At 63.2% G+C, this 25023-nt stretch carries 24 protein-coding genes; 7 read left to right on the forward strand and 17 right to left on the reverse strand.

Going from position 1 to position 25023, the window contains the following annotated elements:
• Positions 1-7 precede the first annotated feature (7 nt).
• Positions 8-2638, reverse strand: a complete 2631-nt coding sequence (locus CIT25_RS18385) for a TIGR02302 family protein (protein WP_095485970.1) — start codon at positions 2636-2638, stop codon at positions 8-10.
• A gap of 174 nt (positions 2639-2812) precedes the next feature.
• Complete coding sequence (locus tag CIT25_RS18390; RefSeq protein ID WP_095485971.1) at positions 2813-3754, reverse strand: threonine/serine dehydratase; 942 nt, start codon at positions 3752-3754, stop codon at positions 2813-2815.
• Positions 3755-3804: 50 nt separating this feature from the next.
• Between CIT25_RS18390 and CIT25_RS18395 the strand changes: the two genes are divergently transcribed.
• The gene (locus CIT25_RS18395; RefSeq protein WP_095485972.1) at positions 3805-4107 is read left to right on the forward strand and encodes an ArsR/SmtB family transcription factor; all 303 of its coding nucleotides are present in this window, start codon (positions 3805-3807) and stop codon (positions 4105-4107) included.
• A 94-nt stretch (positions 4108-4201) separates the two neighbouring features.
• Here the strand turns inward: CIT25_RS18395 and lysA are convergent, their stop codons facing one another.
• The 3 genes from lysA to argH form a co-directional block, all read right to left on the reverse strand.
• The gene (lysA, locus tag CIT25_RS18400; RefSeq protein WP_095485973.1) at positions 4202-5470 is read right to left on the reverse strand and encodes a diaminopimelate decarboxylase; all 1269 of its coding nucleotides are present in this window, start codon (positions 5468-5470) and stop codon (positions 4202-4204) included.
• Between the two features lie 52 nt (positions 5471-5522).
• Positions 5523-5729 (reverse strand): lipoprotein, encoded by a 207-nt coding sequence (locus CIT25_RS18405; protein WP_095485974.1) that lies wholly within the window; start codon positions 5727-5729, stop codon positions 5523-5525.
• A 68-nt stretch (positions 5730-5797) separates the two neighbouring features.
• On the reverse strand, positions 5798-7198 hold the full coding sequence (gene argH, locus CIT25_RS18410; RefSeq protein WP_095485975.1) for an argininosuccinate lyase: 1401 nt from the start codon (positions 7196-7198) through the stop codon (positions 5798-5800).
• 34 nt (positions 7199-7232) lie between these two features.
• Here argH and tlpA point away from each other — a divergent pair, with 34 nt between their 5' ends.
• A complete protein-coding gene (tlpA, locus tag CIT25_RS18415) occupies positions 7233-7919 on the forward strand; it encodes a thiol:disulfide interchange protein TlpA (protein WP_095485976.1) in 687 nt (228 codons plus the stop codon).
• Positions 7920-8030: 111 nt separating this feature from the next.
• A complete protein-coding gene (locus CIT25_RS18420; RefSeq protein ID WP_245329897.1) occupies positions 8031-8444 on the forward strand; it encodes a TOBE domain-containing protein in 414 nt (137 codons plus the stop codon).
• Positions 8445-8582: 138 nt separating this feature from the next.
• Here the strand turns inward: CIT25_RS18420 and CIT25_RS18425 are convergent, their stop codons facing one another.
• From CIT25_RS18425 to CIT25_RS18445, 5 genes are all read right to left on the reverse strand, one after another.
• The gene (locus CIT25_RS18425) at positions 8583-9665 is read right to left on the reverse strand and encodes an ABC transporter ATP-binding protein (RefSeq protein ID WP_095485977.1); all 1083 of its coding nucleotides are present in this window, start codon (positions 9663-9665) and stop codon (positions 8583-8585) included.
• Complete coding sequence (locus tag CIT25_RS18430; RefSeq protein ID WP_164897534.1) at positions 9662-11248, reverse strand: ABC transporter permease; 1587 nt, start codon at positions 11246-11248, stop codon at positions 9662-9664. The genes CIT25_RS18425 and CIT25_RS18430 overlap by 4 nt, the downstream gene beginning before the upstream one ends.
• A 176-nt stretch (positions 11249-11424) precedes the next feature.
• Positions 11425-12432 carry an iron ABC transporter substrate-binding protein gene (locus tag CIT25_RS18435; protein ID WP_095485979.1) on the reverse strand — a complete coding sequence of 336 codons (1008 nt, stop codon included), beginning with the start codon at positions 12430-12432 and terminating at the stop codon, positions 11425-11427.
• 209 nt (positions 12433-12641) lie between these two features.
• Positions 12642-13847 (reverse strand): cytochrome P450, encoded by a 1206-nt coding sequence (locus CIT25_RS18440; protein WP_095485980.1) that lies wholly within the window; start codon positions 13845-13847, stop codon positions 12642-12644.
• Positions 13844-14503 carry a GNAT family N-acetyltransferase gene (locus CIT25_RS18445; protein ID WP_158302585.1) on the reverse strand — a complete coding sequence of 220 codons (660 nt, stop codon included), beginning with the start codon at positions 14501-14503 and terminating at the stop codon, positions 13844-13846. Before CIT25_RS18445 ends, CIT25_RS18440 begins: the two co-directional genes overlap by 4 nt.
• A 56-nt stretch (positions 14504-14559) precedes the next feature.
• On the opposite strand from CIT25_RS18445, the gene CIT25_RS18450 reads away from it, so the two are divergent.
• From CIT25_RS18450 to CIT25_RS18465, 4 genes are all read left to right on the forward strand, one after another.
• Positions 14560-15609, forward strand: coding sequence for a hypothetical protein (locus CIT25_RS18450; protein WP_158302586.1), 1050 nt, complete (start codon positions 14560-14562; stop codon positions 15607-15609).
• Between the two features lie 105 nt (positions 15610-15714).
• Complete coding sequence (locus CIT25_RS18455) at positions 15715-16284, forward strand: sigma-70 family RNA polymerase sigma factor (RefSeq protein WP_095485983.1); 570 nt, start codon at positions 15715-15717, stop codon at positions 16282-16284.
• Position 16285: 1 nt separating this feature from the next.
• Positions 16286-16924: an NrsF family protein gene (locus CIT25_RS18460; RefSeq protein ID WP_095485984.1), complete on the forward strand. Its 639-nt coding sequence runs from the start codon at positions 16286-16288 to the stop codon at positions 16922-16924.
• A 270-nt stretch (positions 16925-17194) separates the two neighbouring features.
• Positions 17195-18919: an adenylate/guanylate cyclase domain-containing protein gene (locus CIT25_RS18465; RefSeq protein ID WP_095485985.1), complete on the forward strand. Its 1725-nt coding sequence runs from the start codon at positions 17195-17197 to the stop codon at positions 18917-18919.
• A gap of 504 nt (positions 18920-19423) precedes the next feature.
• On the opposite strand, the gene CIT25_RS18470 is transcribed toward CIT25_RS18465, so the two are convergent.
• The 7 genes from CIT25_RS18470 to CIT25_RS18500 all read right to left on the reverse strand — a co-directional run bounded on the left by CIT25_RS18470 (position 19424) and on the right by CIT25_RS18500 (position 24992).
• On the reverse strand, positions 19424-20302 hold the full coding sequence (locus CIT25_RS18470; protein ID WP_095485986.1) for a 3-hydroxybutyryl-CoA dehydrogenase: 879 nt from the start codon (positions 20300-20302) through the stop codon (positions 19424-19426).
• Between the two features lie 117 nt (positions 20303-20419).
• Entirely contained in the window at positions 20420-21349 is a 930-nt protein-coding gene (locus CIT25_RS18475) for an electron transfer flavoprotein subunit alpha/FixB family protein (RefSeq protein WP_095485987.1), read from the reverse strand.
• A gap of 158 nt (positions 21350-21507) precedes the next feature.
• The gene (locus CIT25_RS18480) at positions 21508-22257 is read right to left on the reverse strand and encodes an electron transfer flavoprotein subunit beta/FixA family protein (protein WP_095485988.1); all 750 of its coding nucleotides are present in this window, start codon (positions 22255-22257) and stop codon (positions 21508-21510) included.
• Positions 22258-22470: 213 nt separating this feature from the next.
• Positions 22471-23274, reverse strand: a complete 804-nt coding sequence (locus CIT25_RS18485) for a rhomboid family intramembrane serine protease (RefSeq protein WP_095485989.1) — start codon at positions 23272-23274, stop codon at positions 22471-22473.
• Between the two features lie 25 nt (positions 23275-23299).
• Positions 23300-23881 carry a cob(I)yrinic acid a,c-diamide adenosyltransferase gene (locus tag CIT25_RS18490; RefSeq protein ID WP_095485990.1) on the reverse strand — a complete coding sequence of 194 codons (582 nt, stop codon included), beginning with the start codon at positions 23879-23881 and terminating at the stop codon, positions 23300-23302.
• A 29-nt stretch (positions 23882-23910) separates the two neighbouring features.
• Positions 23911-24102 carry a twin transmembrane helix small protein gene (locus CIT25_RS18495; protein WP_095485991.1) on the reverse strand — a complete coding sequence of 64 codons (192 nt, stop codon included), beginning with the start codon at positions 24100-24102 and terminating at the stop codon, positions 23911-23913.
• 23 nt (positions 24103-24125) lie between these two features.
• Positions 24126-24992, reverse strand: a complete 867-nt coding sequence (locus CIT25_RS18500) for an SDR family oxidoreductase (RefSeq protein ID WP_095485992.1) — start codon at positions 24990-24992, stop codon at positions 24126-24128.
• Between the last annotated feature and the right edge of the window lie 31 nt (positions 24993-25023).

Consider the following 25023-nt stretch of genomic DNA (forward strand, 5'->3'; position numbering starts at 1 on the left):
AAGAGGTTTACTTCAGCTCCAGCAGCCGCTCCAGGTAGCTGCGCTCGATGTCGGGGCTGAGCGCGTTGCCGAGCCGCTTGCGGATCGCTTCGAGGATCTGGCGCGCGCGCTGCACGTCGATCTCGTCCGGCACTCTCACCGAACTTCCATCATCAGGCCCCTCGGTGGAGCGTGGCCGGCCGAGCGGATCGCGGTCGGCGTTCTGCTGGCGGCCGCCCCGCTCGCCTTCGCCCTCGTCGCCCTGCATGGCCTGCAGTTGCTTCATCATGTCCTTGGCGCCCTTGCGCAGCGCTTCCAGCGCGCGGCCCTGGTGGCCGACGGCCTGGTCGCCATCGCTGTCGCCAAGCGCCTGTTCGGCACTGCCCATGGATTTGCCGGCGTCGCCAAATCCTTCATTGGGCTCGAGCCCCATACCCTCAAGACCTTTCCTCAGCTGGTCGAGGTCGCCCTGCAGCTTGCCCTGACCTTCCTGCAACTGCTTCAGCGCGTCGGCGAATTCCTCCGGCGTCATCGGCTTCGGCCGGCCGAGCGGATCGCGGTCTTCACCTGGGCCGGGCTCGCCCTGTTCGCCCATTTGGCCCTGCTCGCCGTTCTCGCCGAGCTGTTCGTCGCGGTTCTGCCCGCGCTGTTGCTGGCCGCGCTGCATCTGGTCCATGCGGAAGGTCTCGTTCATCATCTCCTGCTGGCGCCGCATGATCTCGCCGAGCTTGTCCATCTGCTGGCGCATCTCGCTGTTCTGCTGGCCGCCTTGCTGCTGACGTCCGGCCTGCAGATTGTTCATCATGTCCTGCAGTTGCGAAAGCAATTGCTGCGCGCTGTCGCGGTCGCCGGACTTCGCCAGATTCTCGATCTGGTCCATCATGCGTTCGATGTCGCTCTGGCGCAGTTCCTGGCCGTTCTGCTGCATCTGCGGCGCGTTCGGATTCTGCTGCGCACGCTGGGCGAATTCCTGCAGGAACTGGTTCATCGCCTCGCGCAGTTCCTTCATCGCCTTGTCGATTTCCTCGTCGCTGGCGCCGTTCTTGATGGCGTCCTGCAGCGCCTGCTGCGCCTGGCGCAGCCGCCTCTCGGCCTCCGAAAGATTGCCTTCCTCGATGCCGAGCGCGATCTCCCAGAGATAGGCGACCTCGTCGCGCAACTGATCGTCGCTGTCGGCCATCTTCAACCGCGTGCGGGCGCTCATGATGGCGAGGTAGTGTGCCATGTTGTCGAACGTGTCTTCGGGCCTGAGCGTGATCGCGTCCATCAGGTCGAGCACGCGGCTCTTGGCGTTGGCGTCGAGCGCCAGCACGCGGCGCTGCTCGATCACGGCCCTCGCAAGCGGATTGGAGAAAGGCCGCTCCGGCATCACCAGCGTCTTGGTTTCGCTGGTTGCCGTATGTCCGGCATCGTCGGTGGCGACAAGCGTGAGGTTGATGTTGCCGCCGGCCCAGACATGCTCGGTCAGGTCCTTCGTGGTCTTGGCGGCATTCCCCTTGGCGCCGCGGCGCGGCAGCGACAGCGGCATTTCGGGCGGGCCATAGAGCGGATGCGCATTCGGCGCCGGCGGGTCGGCCAATACGAAATCCGCCTTGGCGGAGGCCGCGCCATAGTCGTCGTCGATCTGGTAGTTGAGCTCGAAGGAGCCATTGACGGCGCGTTTGGGCTCGCCGACGAAGCGGATCTGCGGCGGCTTGTCCGGGATCACCGCGAAGGCCCAGTTGCCGAGTTCGTCATTGCCCGAGCTCAGCGTCAGCGTGCCGTTGGCCGTCAGCTTTCCTGTGAACTGGCGCACCGTGGAGGGCGTTGCCGCCGCCGGCTTGGCCTTGTCGGCCTGCTGCCCGGTCGGCTCGATGGTGCGGGCATTGCCGTCGGCGTCGGCGTAGCTCAGCGTTTCCTCGCCCGACCCGCCGGTGACGCGCAGCGACACGTCGCTGCCTTCCGGAACGGTGAAGGTGGACGCAGCCTGATTGCCATTATTGGCGAGGGCTGGGTTGGCGAGGGCTGGGGAGGTGAGGAAGACCGGCGGCCTGCCGGTGTAGGCCGGCGGCGTCACCCAGGCGTCGATGCGCGGCGGGACAGTGTCGCGCGCCGCGTGGGCACTGAACCCGTCTGCTATGCGACCGCCCGACGGTCCGAAGGAGAAAGCAAAGGCGGTGACCAACAAAAGCGCCGCCACGGCGCGCAGCCCCCACGGGTCGCGCTCCGGGACCCGGGTGCGTGGCAGGTCGCCACCGAGGTCGCCGAGTTTTTCGGCCATGCGTTTCTGGTGCTCGCGCCACAGCGCTTGCGAAAAAATGCTTTCCCTGCCGCTCGGCCGGTCGGTCTGCACCAGCACCGGGCTGTGCAGCAACTGGTTGGCCGCCTCGATGCGCCGATCGATCTCGGCGCTGGTCGGCACCCGGAAGAAACGCAGGGGATAGAGTGCGGCAAGGGCTGCGATGCCGAACGCCGCCACGAGACCGATGCGCGCCATATCGGGCAGCAGATGGAAGAGGCCGAGCCACGAGATGCTGAGGAACAGGCTGGCGACGATGACCAGCGGAAGCAGCAACGGCCAGCCACGCTCGACCGTCATCGAGATCCGCGTCGCCAGCCGGCTCAGAGCAAGGCGCCCGGCCAGGCTGCGATCACTGGTGGAGGTGGGTCGTTGCGTCATCGGCCCTTCCTGATTCGGGCGGGATAACCCGAACCTCACAAATCTATCGCACCGGCCCGAAAATCGGATGCGAAGGACTCAAAGTCTTAGATGCTCGTCGCTCCAAACATACCAAGAAACACGGCGAAGGCGAGGCAGTTCCCTAAAACGTGAACAGGACTGCCCCTGTTATCGTCAGAATTTAGCCGGATTGGCGTTTGCACCGCAGACCAGCACGGCGACACACTCGCCTGCAGCCGGCGCGTAGCGGCCGGACAGGACCGCCGCGAAAGCCGCAGCGCCGCCCGGCTCGGAGATGATTCGCACCCGGTCCCAAAGCGCCGCCTGCGCGGCGATGATCTCGTCGTCGCTGACCAGTATGGAACGCTCGACGAAAGCCTCGGCGATTGGAAACATCATTTCGCCGACGCGCTTGGGCGCCAGCGAGTCGGCAGCGATGCCTTCCGCCGGCGCGTCGACGGGCCGGCCGGCCTCGAAGGCGCGATAAAGCGTCGGCGCACCTTCGGGCTCGACCGCGATGATCCTGATGCGGCCGGCAAACCAGGCGGCAATGCCGCCGATCAGGCCGCCGCCACCGACGGCGACCAGCAGTGTGTCGAGCTCGGGCAGGTCGGCCTCGATCTCGAGGCCAAGCGTGCCTTGACCGACCAGCGTTTCCTCCTGGTTGAAGGCGTGGATCTGCAGCGCGCCGGACCTTTCGGCAAAGTCTTCACTGGCGGCCAGCGCCTCGGCATAGCGCGCGCCGCCGACGACCAGCTCTGCGCCGTAGCCGCGGATGCGTTCCAGCTTGGCCGGCGGGCTCACTTCGGGAACGAAGATGGTCGCCTTGTGGCCGAGCCGCATGGCGGCATAGGCGACCGCGGCACCATGATTGCCGCCCGATGCGGCGACGACGCCAGCCTTGGGAACCGGCCGCTCGAGAAGATTGGTGAACGCGCCACGCGCCTTGAACGAGCCGGAATGCTGCAGGCATTCGAGCTTCAGGTCTAGGCTAAGAGGTGGACGGCCAAAATCGGCCATGTCGACGCGCAGCACCGGCGTATGGCGCACGAATGGCCGGATGCGCGGTTCCATTGCGGCGATGCGTTCGCGCGTGATCATATTGGCGTTTAGCATGGCCTGCTCCCAAGGGTTGACATCACTTAGTAACTTAGCAAAATGGCTAAATGCAAGAGGTCGATGTCTTCAAGGCGATCGCCAACGAGCGCAGGCTGCAAATCCTCGATTGGCTGAAGGACCCGCGCGCGCATTTTCCACGCCAAGCGGATGGCGATCTGGTCGAGGACGGCGTCTGCGCGCTGCTGATCGCCGAAAAGCTGGGGATCACCCAGGCGACGCTCAGCGAGCATATGCGGGTGCTCACCCAGGCCGGCCTTCTCAGCAGCAAACGCATCAAGCAATGGACATTCTATCGCCGCGACGAGGGCAGGATCGCCGAGACCAGGGCGTTGGTTCAGCACCGGCTGTAGCGCTGCCGGCGCTCTATTTTTGTTTGACCATGATCGTTTCCGAAAACCGGTTCCCACTTTTCGCTGACGCGGACCTTCGGTTCGGGATCATGATCTATTCCAGCCAATCTGGCAGCGAATCCAGCCCGATCAGCTCGTCATACGTCTGGCGCGGGCGCACGACATGGAAACGGTCGCCGTCGACCAGGACTTCGGGCACCAGCGGCCTGGTGTTGTAGGTGCCGGCCTGCACCGCGCCATAGGCGCCGGCGGTGGCGATGGCGATCAGGTCGCCGGTCTTCAGCCGGGGCAGGTCACGGTCGAGGCCGAGATAATCGCCGGTCTCGCAGACCGGGCCGACGACGTCGACCGTCATGCGCGGCGCCGCAGGCGGCTGCTGCACCACCGGCTTGATGTCATGGAAAGCGTCGTAAAGCGTCGGCCGGATCAGATCGTTCATCGCGGCGTCGACAACTAGGAAGTTCTTGGCGTCGCCCTCCTTCACGAAGATCACTTGCGAGACCAGGATGCCGGCATTGCCTGATATCAGCCGGCCCGGCTCGAACATCACCTTCAGCCCGAGCTTGGTGACGTGCTTCTTGACGATCTGGGCATAAGCGTCCGGCAAGGGAGGCGGGCTGTTGTCGACGCGGTAGGGAATGCCGAGGCCGCCGCCGAGATCGATATGTTCGATGGCGTGCCCGTCGGCGCGCAGCACCCCGACCAGCTCCACCAGCAGCGCGAAGGCGTCGTCGAAGGGCTGCAACTCGGTGATCTGGCTGCCGATATGGGTGTCGATGCCGGTGACCTTGATTCCAGGCAGTTCAGCTGCGCGGGCATAGACCTGGCGCGCCTTCTGCCAAGGAATGCCGAACTTGTTCTCGGCCTTGCCGGTGGAGATCTTCTTGTGGGTCCTGGCATCGACATCCGGATTGATGCGAAGCGAGATCGAGGCCACCTTGCCCAGTGCCGTGGCGCGGGCCGACAGCAATTCCAGTTCCGGCTCGGATTCGACATTGAAACAGAGAATGCCGGCCGAGAGCGCAAAATCCATTTCGCGCGCGGTCTTGCCGACGCCAGAAAACAGGATCTTGTTGGCCGGAATGCCGGCGGCCAGCGCGCGGCGCAGTTCGCCTTCAGAGACCACGTCGGCGCCGGCGCCGAGCTTGGCCAGAATCTTCAGCACCGCCTGGTTGGAATTCGCCTTCATGGCATAGCAGACCAGCGCGTCGAGCCCGGCAAAGGCCTGCGCAAACACGCGGAAATGCCTGGTCAACGTCGCCGTCGAATAGCAATAGAACGGCGTGCCGACGCTTGCAGCGATATCTGATATCGCCACGTCCTCGGCATGCAGCACGCCGTCGCGGTAGTCGAAATGGTTCACAAGAGTGGTTCCGGAAGTTGGAGCACGATGAGATCGGCCGATCTCATCGTCTCTAGAGCAGCGGGTCGAGGATGAACTTCTTGTCCTCGACCGGTTTTTCCGGCTCGGGCGGCACGGGCTGCTTGGCCTTTTCGGCGTCCTTACGAGCCTGCACGGCCGCCTCATAGGGCGTGTCGAGCCCGGACTTCCTGCCACAGGCCGTTACGGTCGCCAGCGCCGCCAGCAGCGTCAGCGTCACCAAGATCCTGCTTGCGGTCATTCGTGCCATCCGTCCGAAACTTTTGCCCGCCGCTTTTAGCTGAGTTTTGCTGGCATTGCACCCCGGCATCACGCCTTGGCGATGCGCTTTTTCCAGTACCGGATCTGCTTCCTCACTTCCGACGGCGCGGTGCCGCCGAAGCTCGTGCGGCTCTTCACCGAGTTCTGCACGGCAAGCACCGAAAACACGTCCGCGGTGATGCCAAGGTGAATAGACTGCAAGTCTTCCAGCGGCAGCCTGTCGAGCCCGATCTTCTTCTCTTCGGCCAGGGCTACCGCGCGGCCGGTGACATGATGCGCCTCGCGGAACGGCAGGCCAAGCGTGCGCACCAGCCAGTCGGCAAGATCGGTCGCGGTCGAATAGCCGGCACCCGCGGCCTTCTTCATGGCCGCGGCATTCACCGTCATGTCGCGCACCATGCCGGTCATCGCCGCCAGCATCAAATCGAGCGTCTCGGCGGCGTCGAAGACGGACTCCTTGTCCTCCTGCATGTCCTTGCCGTAGGTCAGCGGCATGCCCTTCATGACGGTCAGCAGGCCGACGAGATGGCCGGTGACGCGGCCGGTCTTGCCGCGCACCAACTCGGCGGCGTCGGGGTTCTTCTTCTGCGGCATGATCGAGGAGCCGGTGGAGAATGAGTCCGACAGCCTGACGAAGCCGAATTGCGGCGTCGACCAGATGATGATCTCTTCGGCCAGCCGAGACAGATGCGTCGCGCAGATTGCCGCCAGCCCTAAGAATTCCAGCGCGAAATCGCGGTCCGAAACGCTGTCCAGGGAATTGCGCATCGGCTCGCGGAAGCCGAGCGCCTTGGCCGTTTGGTGCCGGTCGATCGGAAAGCTGGTGCCGGCAAGGGCGGCAGCACCGAGCGGGCTTTCGTCCATCCGCTCGATGGCGTCGCGTACACGCGACAGGTCGCGCGAAAACATCTCGACATAGGCCATGCAGTGATGGCCGAAGGTCACCGGCTGCGCCGCCTGCATGTGGGTGAAGCCCGGCATCACCGTCGCCGCATGCTCCTCGGCCCGCTCCAGGAACGCCGCTATCAGGCCCTTCAGCGCCTCGGCGACGCGAAAGCACTCGTCCTTGACCCACAGCCTGAGATCGACCGCCACCTGGTCGTTGCGCGAACGGGCGGTATGCAGGCGGCCGGCGGCCGCGCCGATCAGCTCGGCAAGGCGAGCCTCGACATTCATGTGGATGTCTTCCAGCCTGGTCGAAAACTCGAACTTTCCCGCCTCGATCTCTGCCAGGATCGTGTTCAGCCCGTGAGCGATTTTTTCTTGATCGGCCGCCGAAATAATGCCCGTTTGCGCCAGCATCTCGCTATGGGCGATCGAGCCTCTGATATCCTGCGCATAGAGTTTGCGGTCGAACGAGATCGACGCGTTGATCGCTTCCATGATCGCGGCCGGACCCGAGGCAAAACGTCCGCCCCACATCTGGTTGCTGGCCTTCTTGTCACTCATCGCTATAACCCGTGCTCCGGAGCAGTTTTTAGAAATGGCAGACGGCAATAAATTTTTCCCGGCCCCGCGCCTCATCCTCGCCGCTTTGGTGGCGGGCGTGCTGGCCGGCGCGGTCGCGGTATATGTCAGCGAGAGCGGTTCTGGCAACAACGCGCCCGCTCAAGTTGCCGTTGGCGACAGCAAGGACGATGTCGCCTGCACTGCCAAGGCCGATCGTGCCAAGACGGTCGCGGCGGCTGCTACCGGCCAGGTTGCCGCACTTTTGCCGGCCGATCCGCCGCAATCGCTGAAAAACCTCGCCTTCAACGACCCTGGCGGCAAGCCGATGACGCTCGCCGACCATGCCGGCAAGACGGTGCTGCTCAATCTATGGGCGACATGGTGCGCGCCCTGCCGAGCCGAAATGCCGGCGCTCGACGCGCTGCAGCAAGAAATGGGCAGCGACGCCTTCGAGGTCGTTGCGGTCAACGTCGATGCCGGCGACGACACCAAGCCGAAAAAGTTCCTCGAGGAAACCGGCGTCAAGGCGCTCGGCTACTACCGCGATTCGACAATGGCGCTGTTCAACGATCTCAAGACGCGCGGCCTGGCGCTCGGCCTGCCGGTCACCATGCTGATCGACGGCGAAGGCTGCCTGATCGCCCATATGAACGGCCCGGCCGAATGGTCAGGGCCGGATGCGAGGCGGCTGGTCGAGACGGCACTCGCCAAGTCGGACTAGGCGCCCCTGGGCGCACGGCAATCGCGACGGATTTGGTGGTGATGAATGGCGGCCGTGTCGAGCAGGTCGGCACGCCTGGCGAAATCTACAAGCGCCCCAGCGAGCCGTTTCGTGGCGACCTTCGTCGGCGCGCCGGCGATGAATATCCTGGAGGGCGCCGTCGAGTTCGATGGCCTGTCGTTGCTCGGCGGCAGCCGGCGCCTCGCCATTCCACGTGTGGGCCTACCGGTGGGGACGCAGGTCGCCGCCGGCATCCGGCCGGAAGCCGTGCGTCTTGTTGCGCCCGGCACGCCGGGCGCGCTCAAGGCTACGGTCGACCTCGTTGAGGAGCTGGGAGCTGGCCGGGTCGTCTATGTGGATCTCGACGGGGCATCCTTTTGCGCGGTGACATCGGAAGCCGTCCATCCGGCACCCGGAACGGCGGTCGGGCTCATGTTTTCGCCTGATGAGATGCACTTCTTCTCGTCGGAGACCGGAAGCCGTATCGATACCTTCAGGGCTTCCGTGCCGGTCCCCGCACACTGATTGCAATCGCCAGCAAGCTCGTTGCCGCCCGCTCCGAGTGCCGGCAAGCAAAGGGAGGGGGACGATGCCGCCGCTGTTTCGGCCAGAACCGTCGGAGTTTGCTGCCGGATAGCGCTAGGGCGCGGGCCGGGCGCCCATTCAGGCGAACACATGCGCCTTGCCGGAAACAGTCAGCAGGACGATCTCGCCAACGGCAGGCGTGTCCATGCCGGGCTTGCGCAGGATCAACGGCGTGTTGCCGATTGCGGCGGCGTCCGGCGGATCGGGGCTGTTCAAGAGCCGCACAGCGATGGTGCACATCGAGCCGGCGAATTCGGACTCGGTCACCTCGCCGAACAGCATGTCCGGCGTGCCCGACATGCCTTCGCGCGACGTTCGTTTCAACAGCACCTGTTCCGGCCGCAGCATGATGCGGACGATATCGCGCCGCTCGGTGCTGTCGACGGCGATGCGGCCGAGCGGCGAGCTGGCGAAGCCATCTGATATCTTGGCCGGCAGGATGATGGCATCGCCGAGGAATTCGGCAACCATCCTGTCTTTCGGCTTGAGATAGAGCTCGCGCGGCGTGCCGATTTGCGAGAACTTGCCGTCGCGCATCACCGCGACCTGGCTGGCAAAGGACAGCGCCTCGGCCTGGTCGTGCGTGACCAGGATCGTGGTGATGCCGGCGGCCTCCAGAAGCTCGGCCACAGCCTTGCGCATCGAGGCGCGCAGACCCGTGTCGAGCGCCGAGAACGGCTCGTCGAGCAGCATCAGCCGAGGCTTCATGGCCATGGCGCGGGCTAGCGCCACACGCTGCTGCTGGCCGCCGGAGAGCTCGTGCGGCCGACGCTTCAGGATCGCCTTGTCGAGCCCGACGATATAGGCGAGCTCGACGATGCGCTCGGTGCGCTTGTCCTCGTGGCGTCCCATGCCGAAACCGATATTGGCGGCGATGGTCAGATGCGGGAACAGGGCGCCGTCCTGCGCCACCACGCCAATGCTCCGCCGATATGCGGGCACGGCGGCGCCGCCATTGGCCAGTACCTCGCCGTCGAGCACGATGCGGCCCTGGTCCGGCGGCTCGAAGCCGGCGATCAGCCGCAGCAAGGTCGTCTTGCCGCAGCCGGACGGCCCGACGATCGCCGTGCGGCTGCCACTGGCCACGCTGAGATCGACGCCGGCCAGTGCGGCCACCGGGCCGTAGTGCTTGTGCACATCGGTGAGTTCGAGGAAGCTCATCGTCCGGCCATCCGCTTCGACTGGACATAGAGCAGCCAGGTCAGGGGCAGCGACATCGCCACCATGATGAGAGCGTAGGGTGCGGCGGATGCATAGTCGATCTCGCCGCTGTGGGCCCAGAACGCCATCGCCAGCGTGCGAGTGCCGTTGGGCGCCAGCATCTGCGTGGCGGTCAATTCGTTCATGATGCCGAGCGCCACCAGCGCCATGCCCGCCGCGGCACCCGGCGCCGACAGGCGGATCGTCGTCGACCATAGCGCCTTGAGCGGTGATCGGCCGAGACTTGCGGCGGCGCGTTCGAGCTCGACCGGCGCCTGCGCGATCGATGCCCGCAGGCTGATCAGCGCGCGCGGCAGGAACATCAGCGCATAGGCAACGAGGATCGTGAACAGGGTCTGGTAGAGCGGCAGAGCGATGCGCACCGTGATGGTGACCAGCGCCAGCGCCACGACGACGCCGGGCAGCGATCCAACGATGTAGTTGCAGCCTTCCAGAAGACGCTGCAGCGGTCCGGGCGCGCGGATCGAGATCCAGGCCATCGGCATGGCGGCGACGGTAGCGAGCAGGGCGCCGGCGAGCGCCAGGAACAGGGTCTGGCCGAGCGCCAGGCCGATCTCGTCGAGGCGCCAGACGTCGGCGCCGCCGGCCACAAGCCAGCGGCCGATGGTGACGAACGGCACGCCCAGCGCCAGCAACGCTGTGACCACCGGCAGCAGCAGGCACGGGATCGTGGCGCGGCCGAGCCTTGTGCGTTGCAGGGGACGCGCTGCGCCCGAGCCGACGCGGGCATAGCGCTCCTCGCCGCGCACGAGCACTTCGATCCCGAGCAGCACGAAACAGCATGTCACCAGCACCGCCGCCAGCATGTTGGCGGCCGGTCCATTGAAGGTCGACTGGAACTGGTCGACGATTGCCGTGGTGAAGGTGTCGAAGCGGATGAACACGTAGAGGCCGTATTCGGCCAGGAGATGCAGGCCGACCAGCAGCGAGCCGCCGCAGATGGCGAGCCTGAGCTGCGGCAAGACCACCCGCCGGAACACGCGCCACGGCCCGAGGCCGACGGCTGCCGCAGCATCTTCGAGGGCAGGATCGAGCCGGCGCAAAGCTGCCGCCACCGGCAGATAGAGGAACGGGAAATAGGCGACGACGGAAACCAGGACGCCGGCCCACAGGCCGTGCAGTCCCGGGACCAGGGTGATCCAGGCATAGGAGTGGACGAAGGCGGGGATGGCGAGTGGCGCCACCGACAGCCAGGCCCACAGGCGGGCCCCGGGAAGATCGCTGCGTTCGGTCAGCCAGGCCAGCGCCACCGAGAGCACGATGCAGATCGGCACGGCCAGCACCACCAAAAGAAGGGTGTTGACCAGGAGCTCGCCGACGCGTGGCCGGAAGACCAATGCCGATACGGTTTCCCAGCCGGTCTGCACGGCAATCCAGATGATAAAGGCGAGCGGCAGCAGGGAGAAAAGTGAGACCAGGATGGCGGCGAGCGAAATCCAGGATACGGGCCGCCGGCGCGTCCATTGCCCAGCCACCATGCCGGTCGGCGAGCCTGAACGTGCAAGATCGGCCGCAGACTGCATCAGCTCAGACGCCGCGCCGCTGCCGCCCGGTGGCGGAAGCGATCGAAGGGTCGCAAACGCGGCCAAAAACGCAGTCTGTCGTCATGGACGAATGCCATCTCGAAAAACAGAGCGCTCCTGCGGAAAGCGAAGTCCCGCAGGAGCGCAGTCGGTTGCCCTTTTAGGACGAACGCCGACTAAAGCAAGCCGGCTGCCGTCATCAGATCGGTCACCTTCTTGGAGTTCAGCGTCGTCGCGTCGACCTTCGGCGCCTGCAGATCGGCTAGCGGCACCAGCGCCGGATTGGACTCCGCGCCCTTGCCGACCGCGTATTCGAAGGAATTGCCGGTCTTCAGCACCTCCTGACCACCCTTGCCGGTCACCCATTTCAGGAATGCCTGGGCTTCCTTCGGGTGCTTGCTGGAGGCCAGCACGCCACCGCCGGAAACCGAGACGAACGCGCCCGGATCCTGGTTCTTGAAATAGTGGAGCCCGATGTTCTTGCTGTTTTCACCGGTCTTGGCCTGGTCGCCGTAGTAGTAATAGTGATAGATCACGCCGCCTTCGACCTCGCCGGCATTGACCGCCTTCATCACCGTGCTGTTGCCCTTGTAGGCGGTGAAGTTCTCCTTCATCGCCTTCAGCCAGTCGGCCGTTGCGGCCTCACCCTTGAGCTGCAAAAGCGCGCTGACGATCGCCTGGAAATCGGCGCCGGAGGGCGAAGCGGCCCAGCGTCCCTTCCAGCTTGGATCGGCGAGATCAAGCAGCGACTTAGGCAACTGCTCGGCGGTCAGCTTGGTCTTGTCGTAAACAAAGACGGTGCTGCGCGCGGCGACGCCCACCCACTTGCCGCTGGCCGGCTGATACTCCTGCGGAATCTGCGCCAGCGTGTCGGCATCGATCGGCGCGAACAGGCCTGATGCCTCGACCAGGGCCATAGCCGGCGAATTCTCGGTCAGGAACACGTCCGCAGGTGAGGCGGCGCCTTCGGCGACGATCTGGTTAGAGAAATCGCTGTCGCCGCCGTGGCGAACGGTGACCTTGATGCCGGTTTTCTTGGTGAAACCTTCCACCCAGGCATTAGTCAGGCTCTCATGCTGGGCATTGTAGACGACGATGCCGCCGTCCTGGGCCATCGCCGGGCCGGTGATCAGGCTGATTGCAAGTGCTGTGGCACCGGCAAGGGCGGAAAGAGCATATTTCATGGACGTCATCCCTCTCGATCTCGATGGTCTTGATTTAGCAAGGCTGCACCTATCAATTCCTGACCGGTGTAGTCAACATTGGCCGCTGCGTTAATCAAGCGTCGAAACGCGAAAGCCACGCCGGACGGACAATTTTGTGTGAGCAGGCACGTGTCTGCTCTGTCCGCAACAAAGCGTCGCCGCGAAGGGATAGTGTTCCCCGGCGTTTTCTACGCGAAAATCAGGGGAGCGGTCTGCAGGCCGTAAAGCAGCACCGAGGGTCGTCTGACAACCCTGAGAAGGTCAAGGCGCCAACCCCCGGCCTTTGTGAACAGCGCCTCCAGCAGGGCGGCTAGCTCCAGCCTGGCGACATGCTGTCCGAGACAGACATGCAAGCCAGTGCCGAAGGTGAGGGTAGAGGGGACGGCGGAGCTCAGGTCCAGCTGGTCGCCTGCCGGAAAAACCGCCGCATCGCGATTGGCGCTGGCAAGCACTGGGACGACAGCCTGTCCGGCACGGATGGCGACACCGTCAAAATCGAAGTCGTTCGCAGCGATCCGTGCTCCGGCATAGTGAACCGGAGCGCAATAGCGAAGCAGTTCTTCCGCTGCGGACAGCCAGCTTACGCGTCCGTCTTCAAGAAGTTTCCGCTGGTCGGGGAAGCATTCAAGCGCAACAAGCGCGTTGCCGAACGTGTCGACAACCGTCGCCTGTCCGGCAAAAAGGAGAAACACGATGTTGGCAACGGCGTCGTCGCGTTGCCAGCGGCCGGCTTCGACCTCTGCTAGCATCTGCGCGGCCATGCCGTTTGGCCGTATCGCACCCTTGTCGATCGCGGACGACACCCAGAGTTCCAGCCGGCGGCAGGCATCATTGGCGTCGGGGTCCACGCCTTTAGGTCTCATCTCCAGTGCTTTGGCCATGCATTGTGCATCCTCTCCCATCGACCACGGGTTATCGATATTAATGCCGAGGATGTTCTCCAAAGTTGAGAACGACAAAGGGACGGCCAGATCGCGCACTGCGTCGAAGTCTGGTTTTTCCGTGGCCTTTTGCGTCAAATGCAATGCTGTGGACAACAGGCTGTCGAAGAGACGCGCACTCAGGGATGGCGTCAGCGATCCCGCGAGCGGGCGGCGAAGTTGTAGATGTTGCGGAGGATCCGACAACATCATGGATTTCGTCAGCAGATCGAGCGCGTAATTAGCGGTGATCTTTTGCCGGGTCGCCTGGTAAGCGCCGGGCGGCGCTTGCAAAAGCGACGGGTGTTTCAGCGCCTTCGAAACCAGGGCATGGCTGAACACGTAATACGCTTGGCCCACTTCGGGGTAAGGTGCTTCGCCCCAAGCTGCTCCCCCGGTCGCCCGGCGCCGCGCGAATTCTGGAAACCGATCGTTGCCGAGAGCGAAAGGGTTGAAAAGCTTGGCTGATATCATTGGGTGACATCCACCGCAAAGATAACGCGATAGCCCCCGGAGCTTGCATCCTCCGGCAGAAATCCAGGCGCCAGATGCAGAAATTCGCAGTTCAGTACCCGTCGGTAGAATCGCAGCAGCGGATCCCGGATTATGGATTTCACCGGAGGCGTCACGCCGGTACGGTGCCAGTCGTCGATGGTCGCGCGAAACCTCTGATCCGGAAGCACCTTGTCGGGAGTGTCGTGCTGCGCGCCTGCGTAGGACGGACAGCGTCCGTCTCCCACCAACCAGCGTGCACCGACCCGGCGCCCGTGCTCGATCAATTCGGAAAGCAGACGACGCGCGATATCGGTTCCTCTGAACTCCGGACGCACACCGAGATTATAGACATAGAGCGAAAGCGCAGGCTCACTTCGGGCCATCGAAGAATAGGCGGAGAAGGTCTTTGGAAACTTTGCGGTGTCGTGCGGATCCTGATTGGTCTCTACGAAGCAGATTGCGCCTGCGACAAGACTATCAATGGAGGCCGCGATCATCGTATGCCCTAGGGAAAGTCGACGACGGATAGTGTCCGCTCCGGCACCAAGCGGTCCCCATGCGGCATTCTCCATCTCGGCCATCCGCGGCACGTCTTCTTTGTCGAGGGAGTGAAATCTGATGTTTTTGGTTGTCATGAAGGGCAGCCCGCCAATGCCGTGTAGAATGCATGATCTCTATTTGCTAGTCGTGCATGCGCGACCCCGCAACGGCTGATTTTCCGATGATTTTTTATGTTTGCCATCGCCTGCATACCTACACCCAGGCGAGCTTTCTTCTCTATTATCGAAAAGATATGCAGAACTTTTTTCGCTTGGTCCCCTATGAACAGGCAACTCTTCTAGGGTCGCTTTCTGCGGGAACGGTAATCTGGTCCGACATGGACCGACTGAGTGGGGTTGAAATCGATGCGGCCTCGGAGCTCGCCCGCAAATTGGAGCTGGAACAACCTCACGTCGTTCAGCTCAATCATCCGCGCGAGAGTTTTCAGCGTTTCGATTTGCTGCGCAAACTGTTTGCGGACGGCATCAACAATTTCCAGGTCCACCGGCCAGATGCTCTGCCCGACGATATACGCTATCCCGTTTTTCTACGCGACGAGACAGGCGCCGCTTACAAGGCGCCACGGCTATTGCAAGCGCGTCGCGAGCTGGACAATGCTCTCGCCGCCCTGCCTGACATGAAGTTCGTCCGACCAATGGTGGTCGAATTCGGATCGAAGGCCGGCCCCGATGGCCTGTACCGAAAATACGCGGCCTATCGCGTCGGCGATCGGACCTACGCACAGCATTGTTTTGCCAACGAAGAATGGTTCATCAAGGACCCTGGAAGGGGCATTCTGCAAGCTACAAGAAAACAGCACCTGGACTATGTAAGGGACAATCCCCATGCGCCGGATCTGATGGCGATTTTCGAAAAGGCCTCGATTACATATGGTCGGATCGACTACACGATCGTCGGTGGCCGCATTCAGGTCTTCGAGATCAACACCAACCCGACCGTCCTGAGTTATCCGCCAACACCTTTCGACAAATATGATTCAATGCCCTACGCCAACATGCATGCCGATGCTCTTTTGGCGCTGCCGCATGCGCGCGACCCGTCATCGACTGCGGAACTCGATAGAACGCATTTCGAAGTTCTTGCGGTGCTGCGGCGCGAGTACCGGAAAAGGCGCAGGAAGTTGGTCGTCCGAAAAGGTTTGAGGTTTGTCCGGGACGCGGTGCTCGGCTCTAGGCACTGAGCCGTCTGCAAATCTTCGTGATATTCCCATAGTTTGGCTTGGACATTATTTCGCCGGCCACGTAACAAATCAGCGCCGAGGCGCGAATATCGGGAGTGAACTCTTGTGACCGGCAAGGACGAGGCCGAGCTTTCCCGGCTGATGCGGGCCGCGATCGCGGGAGATGAAAGGGCTTACGCCGACTTTCTGCACCGGACGGCTGCTCTCGTTCGCGGCTTTGTCAGGCGCAAGATCGTCCACGGCGGGGTCGATCCCGAGGATGTCGTGCAGGAAACCTTGCTGGCCATTCATGTGAAACGGCATACCTGGCGCCAGGATTTGGCTGTGCTGCCGTGGGTCTACGCCATTGCGCGCTTCAAGCTGATCGACGCCTTCCGGCGGCGCGGGCGGCGTGTCGAGATCGAGATCGACGAGATCGCCGAGACCTTCGCCGAGCCGGAGGCCGAGACGGTCAGCGAGCGCGACATCAATCGGGCCCTGGACGGACTGCCGCCGGCGCAACGTTCCGTCGTCTCGTCTGTATCGGTCGAAGGCCGTTCCATCGGCGAGACGGCAGCGAAGTTCGGCATCAGCGAGACGGCGGTGCGCGTGTCGCTACATCGCGGACTTGCCGCCATTGCCAAACGGTTCGGGGCCAAACAATTCGGGCGGGCCAAACAGTTCAAGCGGGAATGACATGAGGACCGACGATCTCATCAAGGCGCTCGACGCCGATGCCCGCAGCACGGCGATGCCGCTTGGCTCGGCCTGGTGGCTGGCCGCCGGTGCGGCTACCGTGATCGCGGCGGTGGTTTTCTGGCTGACGATCGGTCCGCGTGCCGACATCGCGACCGCCATGCATACGATGCGCTTCCTCGCCAAGTTCGTCTTCACGACTGCTCTGGCCGTCAGCGCCTTCGCCTTGATCCGGGCCCTGTCCACACCCAGTGCATCGACAGGCAAGGCGGCGGCCTGGATGATTGCCGCACCGCTGCTGGTGATCATTGCGGTGGTTCTGGAGCTCCTTTCCGTGCCTGCGGCCGACTGGGGCACACGGCTGGTCGGCAGCAACATGGTTATCTGCCTGACGTCCATTCCGCTGATCGGCATCGGTCCGCTTGCCGTCTTCATAGCGGTGCTGCGCTATGGCGCGCCGACGCGGCCGGTGCTTGCGGGAACGGTGGCGGGCCTGCTCGCCGGTGGGCTGGCGGCAACTTTCTATGCCGCACACTGCTTCGACGACTCGCCGCTTTTCGTCGCCACCTGGTACACGATCGCGATTGCCGTCCTCGCCGCGCTCGGCGCGCTCGGCGCCCGGATTTTCGTGCGCTGGTAGCGACGGCCCGCGAGCGGAGACCGTGATGCTCTAACGTCAAAACTCATTTCATTTCTGAACGACCTCGTTCGACCCCGTTGCGGCCCTTTCGCTCGGAGAACTTCTACGGCAAGCCCTGACCCGAAGCAGTCATTGACTGTTGAAGGCTCAATGTTCCGAAAGGGGTAGGAGACCATCATTCTACCCAGCTAGCCGTTCTCGTTGCTGGCCACGATGGACTCTTCCGTGCGGCGCAAATACCATCGATCCAACCAGTGAGGCGATCACTTAATGGCTGATGAACGCGTCAAGCGCCGTCTTGCCGCCATCGCTGTGGCCGACGTGGTCGGCTACAGCCGAATGATGGAGGCGGATGAGGCGGGCACGCTGGCGGCACTGAAGGAGCGGCGCAAGGCGATCCTGGAGCCGATCGTTCGCGATCGCGGCGGGCGGATCGTCAAGCTTATGGGCGACGGCGTGCTGATGGAGTTCACCAGCGCGGTGAACGCGGTCGAGGCTGCAGTCGAACTACAGGCCAAAATGGCGGAGGCCAACCAATCCCTCACCGAGCACCGCCGCATATTGCTGCGTATCGGCATCAATCTGGGCGACGTGATCGGTGAGGGCTCGGACATCTATGGCGACGGTGTGAACGTTGCGGCTCGCCTCGAAGCCTTGGCAGAGCCAGGCGGGGTCTGCGTATCGGCCAAGGTTCATGAGGAATTGCGAGGCAAAGGCAACGCTGCCTTCGAGGACATGGGCGAGGTGGAGCTCAAGAATATCGTCAGACCGGTGCGGGTTTACCGTGTGGAAACGAGTACTGGTCAAGTGGGCGGGCGGGCCGCAACGACGTCTGCTGCCAGGCCCTCCATTGCCGTTTTGCCATTCGACAATCTGAGCGGCGATCCCAGTCAACAATACCTTTCGGACGGCATCACGGAGGACATCACCACCGAGTTGTCGCGGTTCAAAAATCTTACCGTCGCGGCGCGTCACGCTTCGTTCCATCTTGCCAGGATGGGCATCAACCCAATGCAGGCCGCCCGCGATCTGGGCGCGAACTACGTCATCGAAGGTAGTGTGCGGAAGGCGGGCGAGCGGATTCGCATTACTGCACAGTTGATCGACGCAAGGACAGGCAACCACGTCTGGGCGGAGCGGTATGATCGCGAATGCCACGACATTTTTGCTGTGCAGGACGAAGTCGTGGCAGCAATCGTGACGACGCTCGAGGGGCGAATGGTGGCCGCTGCTGCTCTTCAGGTGCGCAAGCGGCCAACGTCGAGCTGGACGGCCTATGACTTTTTCCTGCAGGGCCGGGAGCTGGCCGACGCCAACATGGAGAAGGAGGCCGTTCCGCTTTTTTCCCGCGCGACGGCGATCGATCCCGATTTTGCGCACGCTCACGCCTGGCTGGCGATCGCTCTCCTCGCCCGCTACTGGTTCGACACCGATCCACGAACGCTGCACGAAGCGTCACTTGCCGCACAAAGAGCCATGGAGTTGGACAGCAACGATCCAACGGTCCACCACGCCAACGGCATGGTCATGGTGTGGCTCCGCGAATACGAACGGGCCGGCGTCCATTTCGACCGCGCCGTCGCTCTCAATCCGGCCGATGCGCAAATTCGCGCGGACCGAGCGAATTGGTTGCGATACGCCGGCCGGCCGGAGGAGGCTCTGGCTTCAATCGACGACGCGCTGAAGAGAACCCCGTTTCCACCACACTGGTTCTGGGTAATTCGCGCCAAAATTTTGCTGGAACTGAGGAGATATGGCGAAGTCGTAGCGGCCTTGGACAACATGCCAAAAAAGGATCACCCCGCTTGGCTCACACTGGCGGCCGCCCATGACCATCTCGGCCATGCCGCTCTCGCTGCGAATGCGCTGGCGAAGGCTCGCGAACTTAGACCCAGCATCTCATCGCGGGAACTGATCGCTGTGAATCCTTATGCTCACCGAGATGCGCTCAAACCTCTGCTCGATGGCCTGCGCAACGCCGGATTGCCGGAGTAAGTAGGCCGCCAATGGGACATTGAAAATTTACACCACGCGGCGAGTTCACCGGAACGCATGCGGATGGCTTCGCGGTCGCAAACGATAGTCCGTCCCTTGAGGTTGCGGAACACCGCGCCTCTTGCCCCGGCCGTAGGCTACGCGCGGAGTGGGTGACGAATGCGGCGTTTGGCGTTCGTATCGTGAATGCCCAAAGATGGCGCTGCCTACTCGTTCCGATTGGCGAGGCGGAGGGCAGAAACCACCCATCTCGGCTATTGGCGGCATCCCGCTGATTGAGTTTTGACTCTAAAGCGGAATGCGTTTGGATTGATCCGGCATTCCGCTCTATCTCTTTGTTTCGTTTGTGCGACGCCAAGTGGTTCCAGTTGGCCGCAAAATGCTCGACGTGAAACGCTCTGCCGGGCTGGTTTGAGCCAGATCCATCGGGCTTCGGGCAAGGATCGGCCCGATGCGGTCTTCACTCAGCGCGACCGCGCGATGTCCGTTGGCTCGTATCGCCGGTCAGCGCGTCGGAACGGGATGCTCGCCGCGATAGTCGTAGAAGCCGCGCCCGGTCTTGCGGCCGAGCCAGCCGGCCTCGACATATTTCACCAGCAGCGGGCAGGGGCGGTACTTCGAATCCGACAGGCCGTCATGCAGCACCTGCATGATCGACAGGCAGGTGTCGAGGCCGATGAAATCGGCGAGCTGCAGCGGTCCCATCGGATGGTTGGCGCCGAGCCTCATGGCGGTGTCGATCGCGTCGACCGAGCCGACCCCCTCATAGAGCGTGTAGATCGCCTCGTTGATCATCGGCAGCAGGATGCGGTTGACGATGAAGGCCGGAAAATCCTCCGAGACGGTGATCGTCTTGTCGAGATGGTTCACATAGGCCTTTGCCGCTTCGAAGGTCTGGTCCTCGGTGGCGATGCCGCGCACCAGTTCGACCAGCTTCATCAGTGGAACCGGATTCATGAAATGGATGCCGATGAAACGCTCCGGCCTGTCGGTCTGCGCGGCGAGACGTGTGATCGAGATCGACGAGGTGTTCGTCGCCAGGATGGCTTCGGGATTGAGCTGCGGACAGAGTTGGGCGTAGATCTTGCGCTTGACCGTCTCGTCCTCGGTCGCCGCTTCGATCACCAGATCGGCACCCGCAAGGTCGGCCATGGTGGGCGCTGCCGAAATGCGCGCCATCGCGTCATTGCGCAGCTTTTCCTCAAGTTTGCCGGAGCCGACCTGGCGGGCCATGTTGCCGCTGATCGTGGCGATGCCCTTTTCGATGCGGTCGGGTGAGATGTCGTAGACCAGCACCTTGTAGCCCGCAAGCGCGGACACATGGGCGATGCCGCCACCCATCTGGCCCGCGCCGATGATGCCGATCGTCTCGATCTTGCTCATTACACCGATCCCGTCAAAAGGCCTTTGCGGCCTGCTTTTTGTGCGGTGCAAACTAAAAGGGCGGGGTGACTTCGTCTACCCCACCCCTCACTATTTAATACGCTTTGCCAGATAGCGTCAAAGCGCCTTTTGCAGTTCCGGCATAATGACGAAAAGGTCGCCGACGAGACCGTAGTCGGCGACCTGGAAGATCGGCGCTTCCTCGTCCTTGTTGATGGCGACGATGACCTTGGAATCCTTCATGCCGGCGAGGTGCTGGATGGCGCCGGAGATGCCGACGGCGATGTAGAGATCGGGGGCCACCACCTTGCCGGTCTGGCCGACCTGCCAATCGTTCGGCGCGTAGCCGGCGTCGACAGCGGCACGAGAGGCGCCGACGGCGGCGCCGAGTTTGTCGGCGACCGGCAGGATGACCTCCTGGAATTTCTCCGAAGAGCCCAGCGCGCGGCCGCCCGAGATGATGATCTTGGCCGAAGTCAGCTCCGGACGATCGGTCTCGGAAAGCCTGTTCTCGACGAAGATCGACAGGCCGGGATTGGCCGCCGCCTGGACCGTCTCGACCGGGGCGGAACCGCCCTCGGGTGTGGCCTGGAAGGAGGCAGTGCGCACGGTGATGACCTTCTTGGCGTCGCTCGACTGCACCGTCTGGATGGCGTTGCCGGCATAGATCGGCCGCTTGAAGGTGTCTGACGACACCACTTCGATGATCTCGGACACCTGCGCGACATCGAGCAGAGCCGCCACGCGCGGCGCGACGTTCTTGCCCGACGAGGTCGCCGGCGCGATGATCGTGTCATAGGCACCGGCTATGCTGACGACGAGCGCCGCCAGCGGTTCGGCGAGGCGCTCGGTGAGCTCGTCGGCTTCGGCGAGCAGCACCTTGCCCACGCCCTTGAGCTTGGCGGCGGCGTCCGCTGCCGGCTTGGCACCCTTGCCGGCGACCAGCACATGCACGTCCGAGCCGACCTGCAGTGCTGCCGAAAGCGCCTTGGCGGTCTGGTCGGAAAGTGTCGCATTGTCGTGTTCGGCAATCAGAAGAATTGTCATCTCTCTATTCCTTGATCCACTTCAGTGGGGACGTCTCAAATTCATGTCAGGCCGAGTCGAAAACGGTTGGGTTCGAGAACCGGAGCGGAGCGTACTTCAGTACGTGAGCACCGGAAGCGGAGAACCCTGCCGTTTGCAGGCCGGCATCACATGAACTCCTACAACACGCCGGCTTCGTTCTTCAGCTTATCGACCAGCTCGGCGACGCTCTTGACCTTGACGCCCGCCTTGCGGCCGCTCGGCTCCTCGGTCTTGATCACCTTCAGCCGCGGCTTGACGTCGGCGCCATAATCGGCGGGCGATTTCTCGTCGAGCGGCTTCTTCTTGGCCTTCATGATGTTGGGCAGCGAGGCGTAGCGCGGCTGGTTGAGGCGAAGGTCGGCGGTGACGATCGCCGGCATCTTCAGCTCCACCGTCTGCAGGCCGCCATCGACCTCGCGCGTCACCTTGGCCTTGTCGCCATCGATAACGATCTTGGAAGCGAAGGTGCCTTGCGCCCAGCCGAGAAGTGCGGCCAGCATCTGGCCGGTCTGGTTGGAATCGTCGTCGATCGCCTGCTTGCCGAGAATGACGAGACCCGGCTGTTCCGCCTCGACCACGCCCTTCAGCACCTTGGCGACACCCAGCGGCTCGGTCTGCTCGTCGGTCTTGACCAGAATGGCACGGTCGGCGCCCATGGCGAGTGCGGTGCGCAAGGTCTCCTGCGCCTGCTGCGGCCCGATCGAGACAACGATGATCTCTTCCGCCTTGCCGGCCTCTTTCAGCCGGATCGCCTCTTCGACCGCGATCTCGTCGAACGGGTTCATCGCCATCTTGACGTTGGCGAGTTCCACCGCCGAACCGTCAGCTTTCACACGAACCTTCACATTCGCATCCACAACCCGCTTCACGGGCACAAGGATCTTCATTTGCCTGTCACCTCTTTCACGATAGCAACCTCTTCCAAGATAAATTGAGCGCGCTATAGCAGCGTGCGCCCCTTCAGAGTTGTCGAAAGCCGACATTCCGGGCGGAATTCTAGTCTCCGACCGCCTAGTGTGGGAAAGCTTCCGTAGTTGCGGCGACCTCGCACGTCAATATCTGGGGCGCGCCCAAATCGTCCGCGGCGCACTCAAATCGGTTCAGTCCGGATTGGAGGCGCTTCCTCGTCCCCAGCGCGGCGCCGGCTGCGCAGGCTGGGGGTCGTTTGGCGCCGGGTCTGCGGCAACAGGCACCTGGCCGGCGACCACCACGGCCTCTTCGTCCGCGCCGGCAAGCAGTGGCACGGCGCGGTTGCGCAAGATGAGCACCAGCACGGCCCCGGCGATGATGCCGCCGACATGGCATGCCCAGGAAACCTGATCCTCGCCGCCGGCGGCGAACATCACGATCTGGAACAAGATCCACAGGATGAGCGGTATGAAGGCCGGGATGCGCAGCGGGATGCGGGCGAAGGCCAGCACCCATACTTTCACGCGGGGATATAGGATCAGATAGGCGGCAACCACACCGGCAATGGCGCCCGAGGCGCCGATCAACGGAACCTGCGAATCCCACGCGATCAGGCCCTGGAAGAAGGCACCGGCGATGGCGCAAAGCAGGTAAAAGGCGAGAAAGCGGACATGGCCGAGCGCGTCCTCGACATTGTCGCCGAATACCCAGAGGAACAGCATGTTGCCGCCAAGGTGGAAAATATCGGCATGCAGGAAGGAATAGGTGACGTAGCTCAGGCTCTCGGGGATGACGACAAACTGTGGGGCGAGCTCGACGCTGTCGTGGACGACCGACGGGATGAAGCCGAGGCCCAGCACAGCAGCGTTGGAAAACTGCTCGCCGCCAAGCGCGGTGGCGAAGTAGATGAGCGTGTTGAGCGCGATCAGGCTGATCGTCACATATTGCAGCTTGATGTGGCGCAGCCTGTTGGTGTCGTAAAGCGGGATGAACATCGGACCCCCTCCCGCCTCGGCAGATTCAGCGGTTCTTGCCGGGAACCCATAGCACGTCGGCGTTTCCATTGTCATTGACCGCGCGCGCGGCGACGAACAGAAAGTCCGACACGCGGTTGATGTATCTTATCGCCTCGCGGTTGACATGCTCGCCTGGGCCCTGCGTCAACGCCACCATGATGCGCTCGGCCCGCCGGGCCACCGTGCGGGCGAGGTGAAGGGCAGCCGCCGCCGGCGTGCCGCCGTTGAGCACGAAGGATTTGAGCGGCTGCAGATCCTTGTTGAGCAAGTCGATGTCCTTTTCGACACGGTCGGTCTGCACTGCGGTGATGCGCAGCGGCTCATAGCCGAGCGGCTTGCCGTCGTCCGGCACGGCCAGATCGGCGCCGAGGTCGAAAAGGTCGTTCTGGATGCGGCCGAGCATCGCGTCGATCGCCGGATATGTTGCCGCGGTGTGGATGCGGGCCATGCCGATGCAGGCATTGGCTTCGTCGATCGTGCCGTAGGCGTCGATGCGCAGATCGGATTTCAGCCGCCGTTCGCCGGTGCCGAGGCCGGTGGTGCCATCGTCGCCGGTGCGGGTGTAGATCTTGTTGAGCTTGACCACGCTCTGCCTCCCGAAATCGCAGGTCACTTTTATTTGCGGGTGAACCAGACGGCCAGCATGATCAGCACCAACGCAACGAACTGCAGCAGCACGCGCGTCTGCATCAGCTTGTTGGAGGTCATGGCGGAGCCGCCGCGCATCATGTTGATGAGGCCGCGGATCAGCACGATCACCACGGCGACCATGACGAGGACAGCGAGGATGTTGAAGACGGTTGCCATAGTGTGTTTCCAGTCGATTGCGTTCAGGCGCGTTTGGCAAGCAGGCGGTAGAGCATCGCTGCCGGCAGAATGCGTTTGAGGATCACGCCGATCCTGGCCGGCACCGTTACCACATAATGCGGTCGCGGGCGCCGCGACAGAAGCGCATGGCGCAAGGCCACATGAACCACCTCCGGCCCGGGCTTCAGCCGTGATGTGCTGCCGCCGGCCCGCAGGCGCTGCAACTGCGCCTCGTAGGCGAGGCGGTGCACGGAATTCTCATGGTCGATATTCCTGAGAAACCACACAAGGCCGTTGCTGGCGATCTTCGATGTCACCGGCCCCGGCTCGATCAGCGAGACATGGATGCCGCTGCCCTGGAGTTCCTGACGCATGCACAGCATCAGCCCTTCGATCGCGTGCTTGGATGCCGAATAGGCGCCGCGAAAGCGCAGCGGCGCCAAGCCGAGGATCGAGGAGCAATGGACGAGACGGCCATGTCCCTGGCGGCGCATCACCGGCACGACACGACGGGTGAGGTCATGCCAGCCGAAGACATTCGCCTCGAATTGCTCCCTGAGTGCTGCGACCGGCAAGTCCTCGACGGCGCCGGGCTGTGCGTAGGCGCCGTTGTTGAACAGGGCATCGAGCCGTCCGTCCGTCCGCTCCAGCACCGACGCCACCAGCGTCTCGATCGATACGGGTTCGCGGTAGTCCAGATAGAAGGCCTCGATGCCATCGGCTTCGAGTGCAGCGATATCCTCTGGCTGACGCGCCGTCGCGAAGACCCGCCAGCCTTCCGCCTTCAGCGCCCGGGCGCAATAGGCGCCTATCCCGGAAGAAGCACCGGTGACGATGATGGTGCGCGACGCTTCTCCAGGAGGAAGCGTGGTTTGACCTAGGCTTGCCATTTGCCGCAATCCCTTCCCATATTCGCGGCGT

The sequence above is a fragment of the Mesorhizobium mediterraneum genome, assembly GCF_002284565.1.
GTDB lineage: Bacteria > Pseudomonadota > Alphaproteobacteria > Rhizobiales > Rhizobiaceae > Mesorhizobium > Mesorhizobium mediterraneum.

Excerpts from the sequence above, each read along its gene's own strand:
- CIT25_RS18385 (WP_095485970.1), bottom strand. The coding sequence starts at position 2,638 with ATGACGCAACGACCCACCTCCACCAGTGATCGCAGCCTGGCCGGGCGC.
- CIT25_RS18390 (WP_095485971.1), bottom strand. The coding sequence starts at position 3,754 with ATGCTAAACGCCAATATGATCACGCGCGAACGCATCGCCGCAATGGAA.
- CIT25_RS18395 (WP_095485972.1), top strand. The coding sequence starts at position 3,805 with ATGCAAGAGGTCGATGTCTTCAAGGCGATCGCCAACGAGCGCAGGCTG.
- CIT25_RS18405 (WP_095485974.1), bottom strand. The coding sequence starts at position 5,729 with ATGACCGCAAGCAGGATCTTGGTGACGCTGACGCTGCTGGCGGCGCTG.
- argH (WP_095485975.1), bottom strand. The coding sequence starts at position 7,198 with ATGAGTGACAAGAAGGCCAGCAACCAGATGTGGGGCGGACGTTTTGCC.
- tlpA (WP_095485976.1), top strand. The coding sequence starts at position 7,233 with ATGGCAGACGGCAATAAATTTTTCCCGGCCCCGCGCCTCATCCTCGCC.
- CIT25_RS18425 (WP_095485977.1), bottom strand. The coding sequence starts at position 9,665 with ATGAGCTTCCTCGAACTCACCGATGTGCACAAGCACTACGGCCCGGTG.
- CIT25_RS18430 (WP_164897534.1), bottom strand. The coding sequence starts at position 11,248 with ATGCAGTCTGCGGCCGATCTTGCACGTTCAGGCTCGCCGACCGGCATG.
- CIT25_RS18435 (WP_095485979.1), bottom strand. The coding sequence starts at position 12,432 with ATGAAATATGCTCTTTCCGCCCTTGCCGGTGCCACAGCACTTGCAATC.
- CIT25_RS18440 (WP_095485980.1), bottom strand. The coding sequence starts at position 13,847 with ATGATATCAGCCAAGCTTTTCAACCCTTTCGCTCTCGGCAACGATCGG.
- CIT25_RS18445 (WP_158302585.1), bottom strand. The coding sequence starts at position 14,503 with ATGACAACCAAAAACATCAGATTTCACTCCCTCGACAAAGAAGACGTG.
- CIT25_RS18450 (WP_158302586.1), top strand. The coding sequence starts at position 14,560 with ATGCGCGACCCCGCAACGGCTGATTTTCCGATGATTTTTTATGTTTGC.
- CIT25_RS18460 (WP_095485984.1), top strand. The coding sequence starts at position 16,286 with ATGAGGACCGACGATCTCATCAAGGCGCTCGACGCCGATGCCCGCAGC.
- CIT25_RS18465 (WP_095485985.1), top strand. The coding sequence starts at position 17,195 with ATGGCTGATGAACGCGTCAAGCGCCGTCTTGCCGCCATCGCTGTGGCC.
- CIT25_RS18470 (WP_095485986.1), bottom strand. The coding sequence starts at position 20,302 with ATGAGCAAGATCGAGACGATCGGCATCATCGGCGCGGGCCAGATGGGT.
- CIT25_RS18475 (WP_095485987.1), bottom strand. The coding sequence starts at position 21,349 with ATGACAATTCTTCTGATTGCCGAACACGACAATGCGACACTTTCCGAC.
- CIT25_RS18480 (WP_095485988.1), bottom strand. The coding sequence starts at position 22,257 with ATGAAGATCCTTGTGCCCGTGAAGCGGGTTGTGGATGCGAATGTGAAG.
- CIT25_RS18485 (WP_095485989.1), bottom strand. The coding sequence starts at position 23,274 with ATGTTCATCCCGCTTTACGACACCAACAGGCTGCGCCACATCAAGCTG.
- CIT25_RS18495 (WP_095485991.1), bottom strand. The coding sequence starts at position 24,102 with ATGGCAACCGTCTTCAACATCCTCGCTGTCCTCGTCATGGTCGCCGTG.
- CIT25_RS18500 (WP_095485992.1), bottom strand. The coding sequence starts at position 24,992 with ATGGCAAGCCTAGGTCAAACCACGCTTCCTCCTGGAGAAGCGTCGCGC.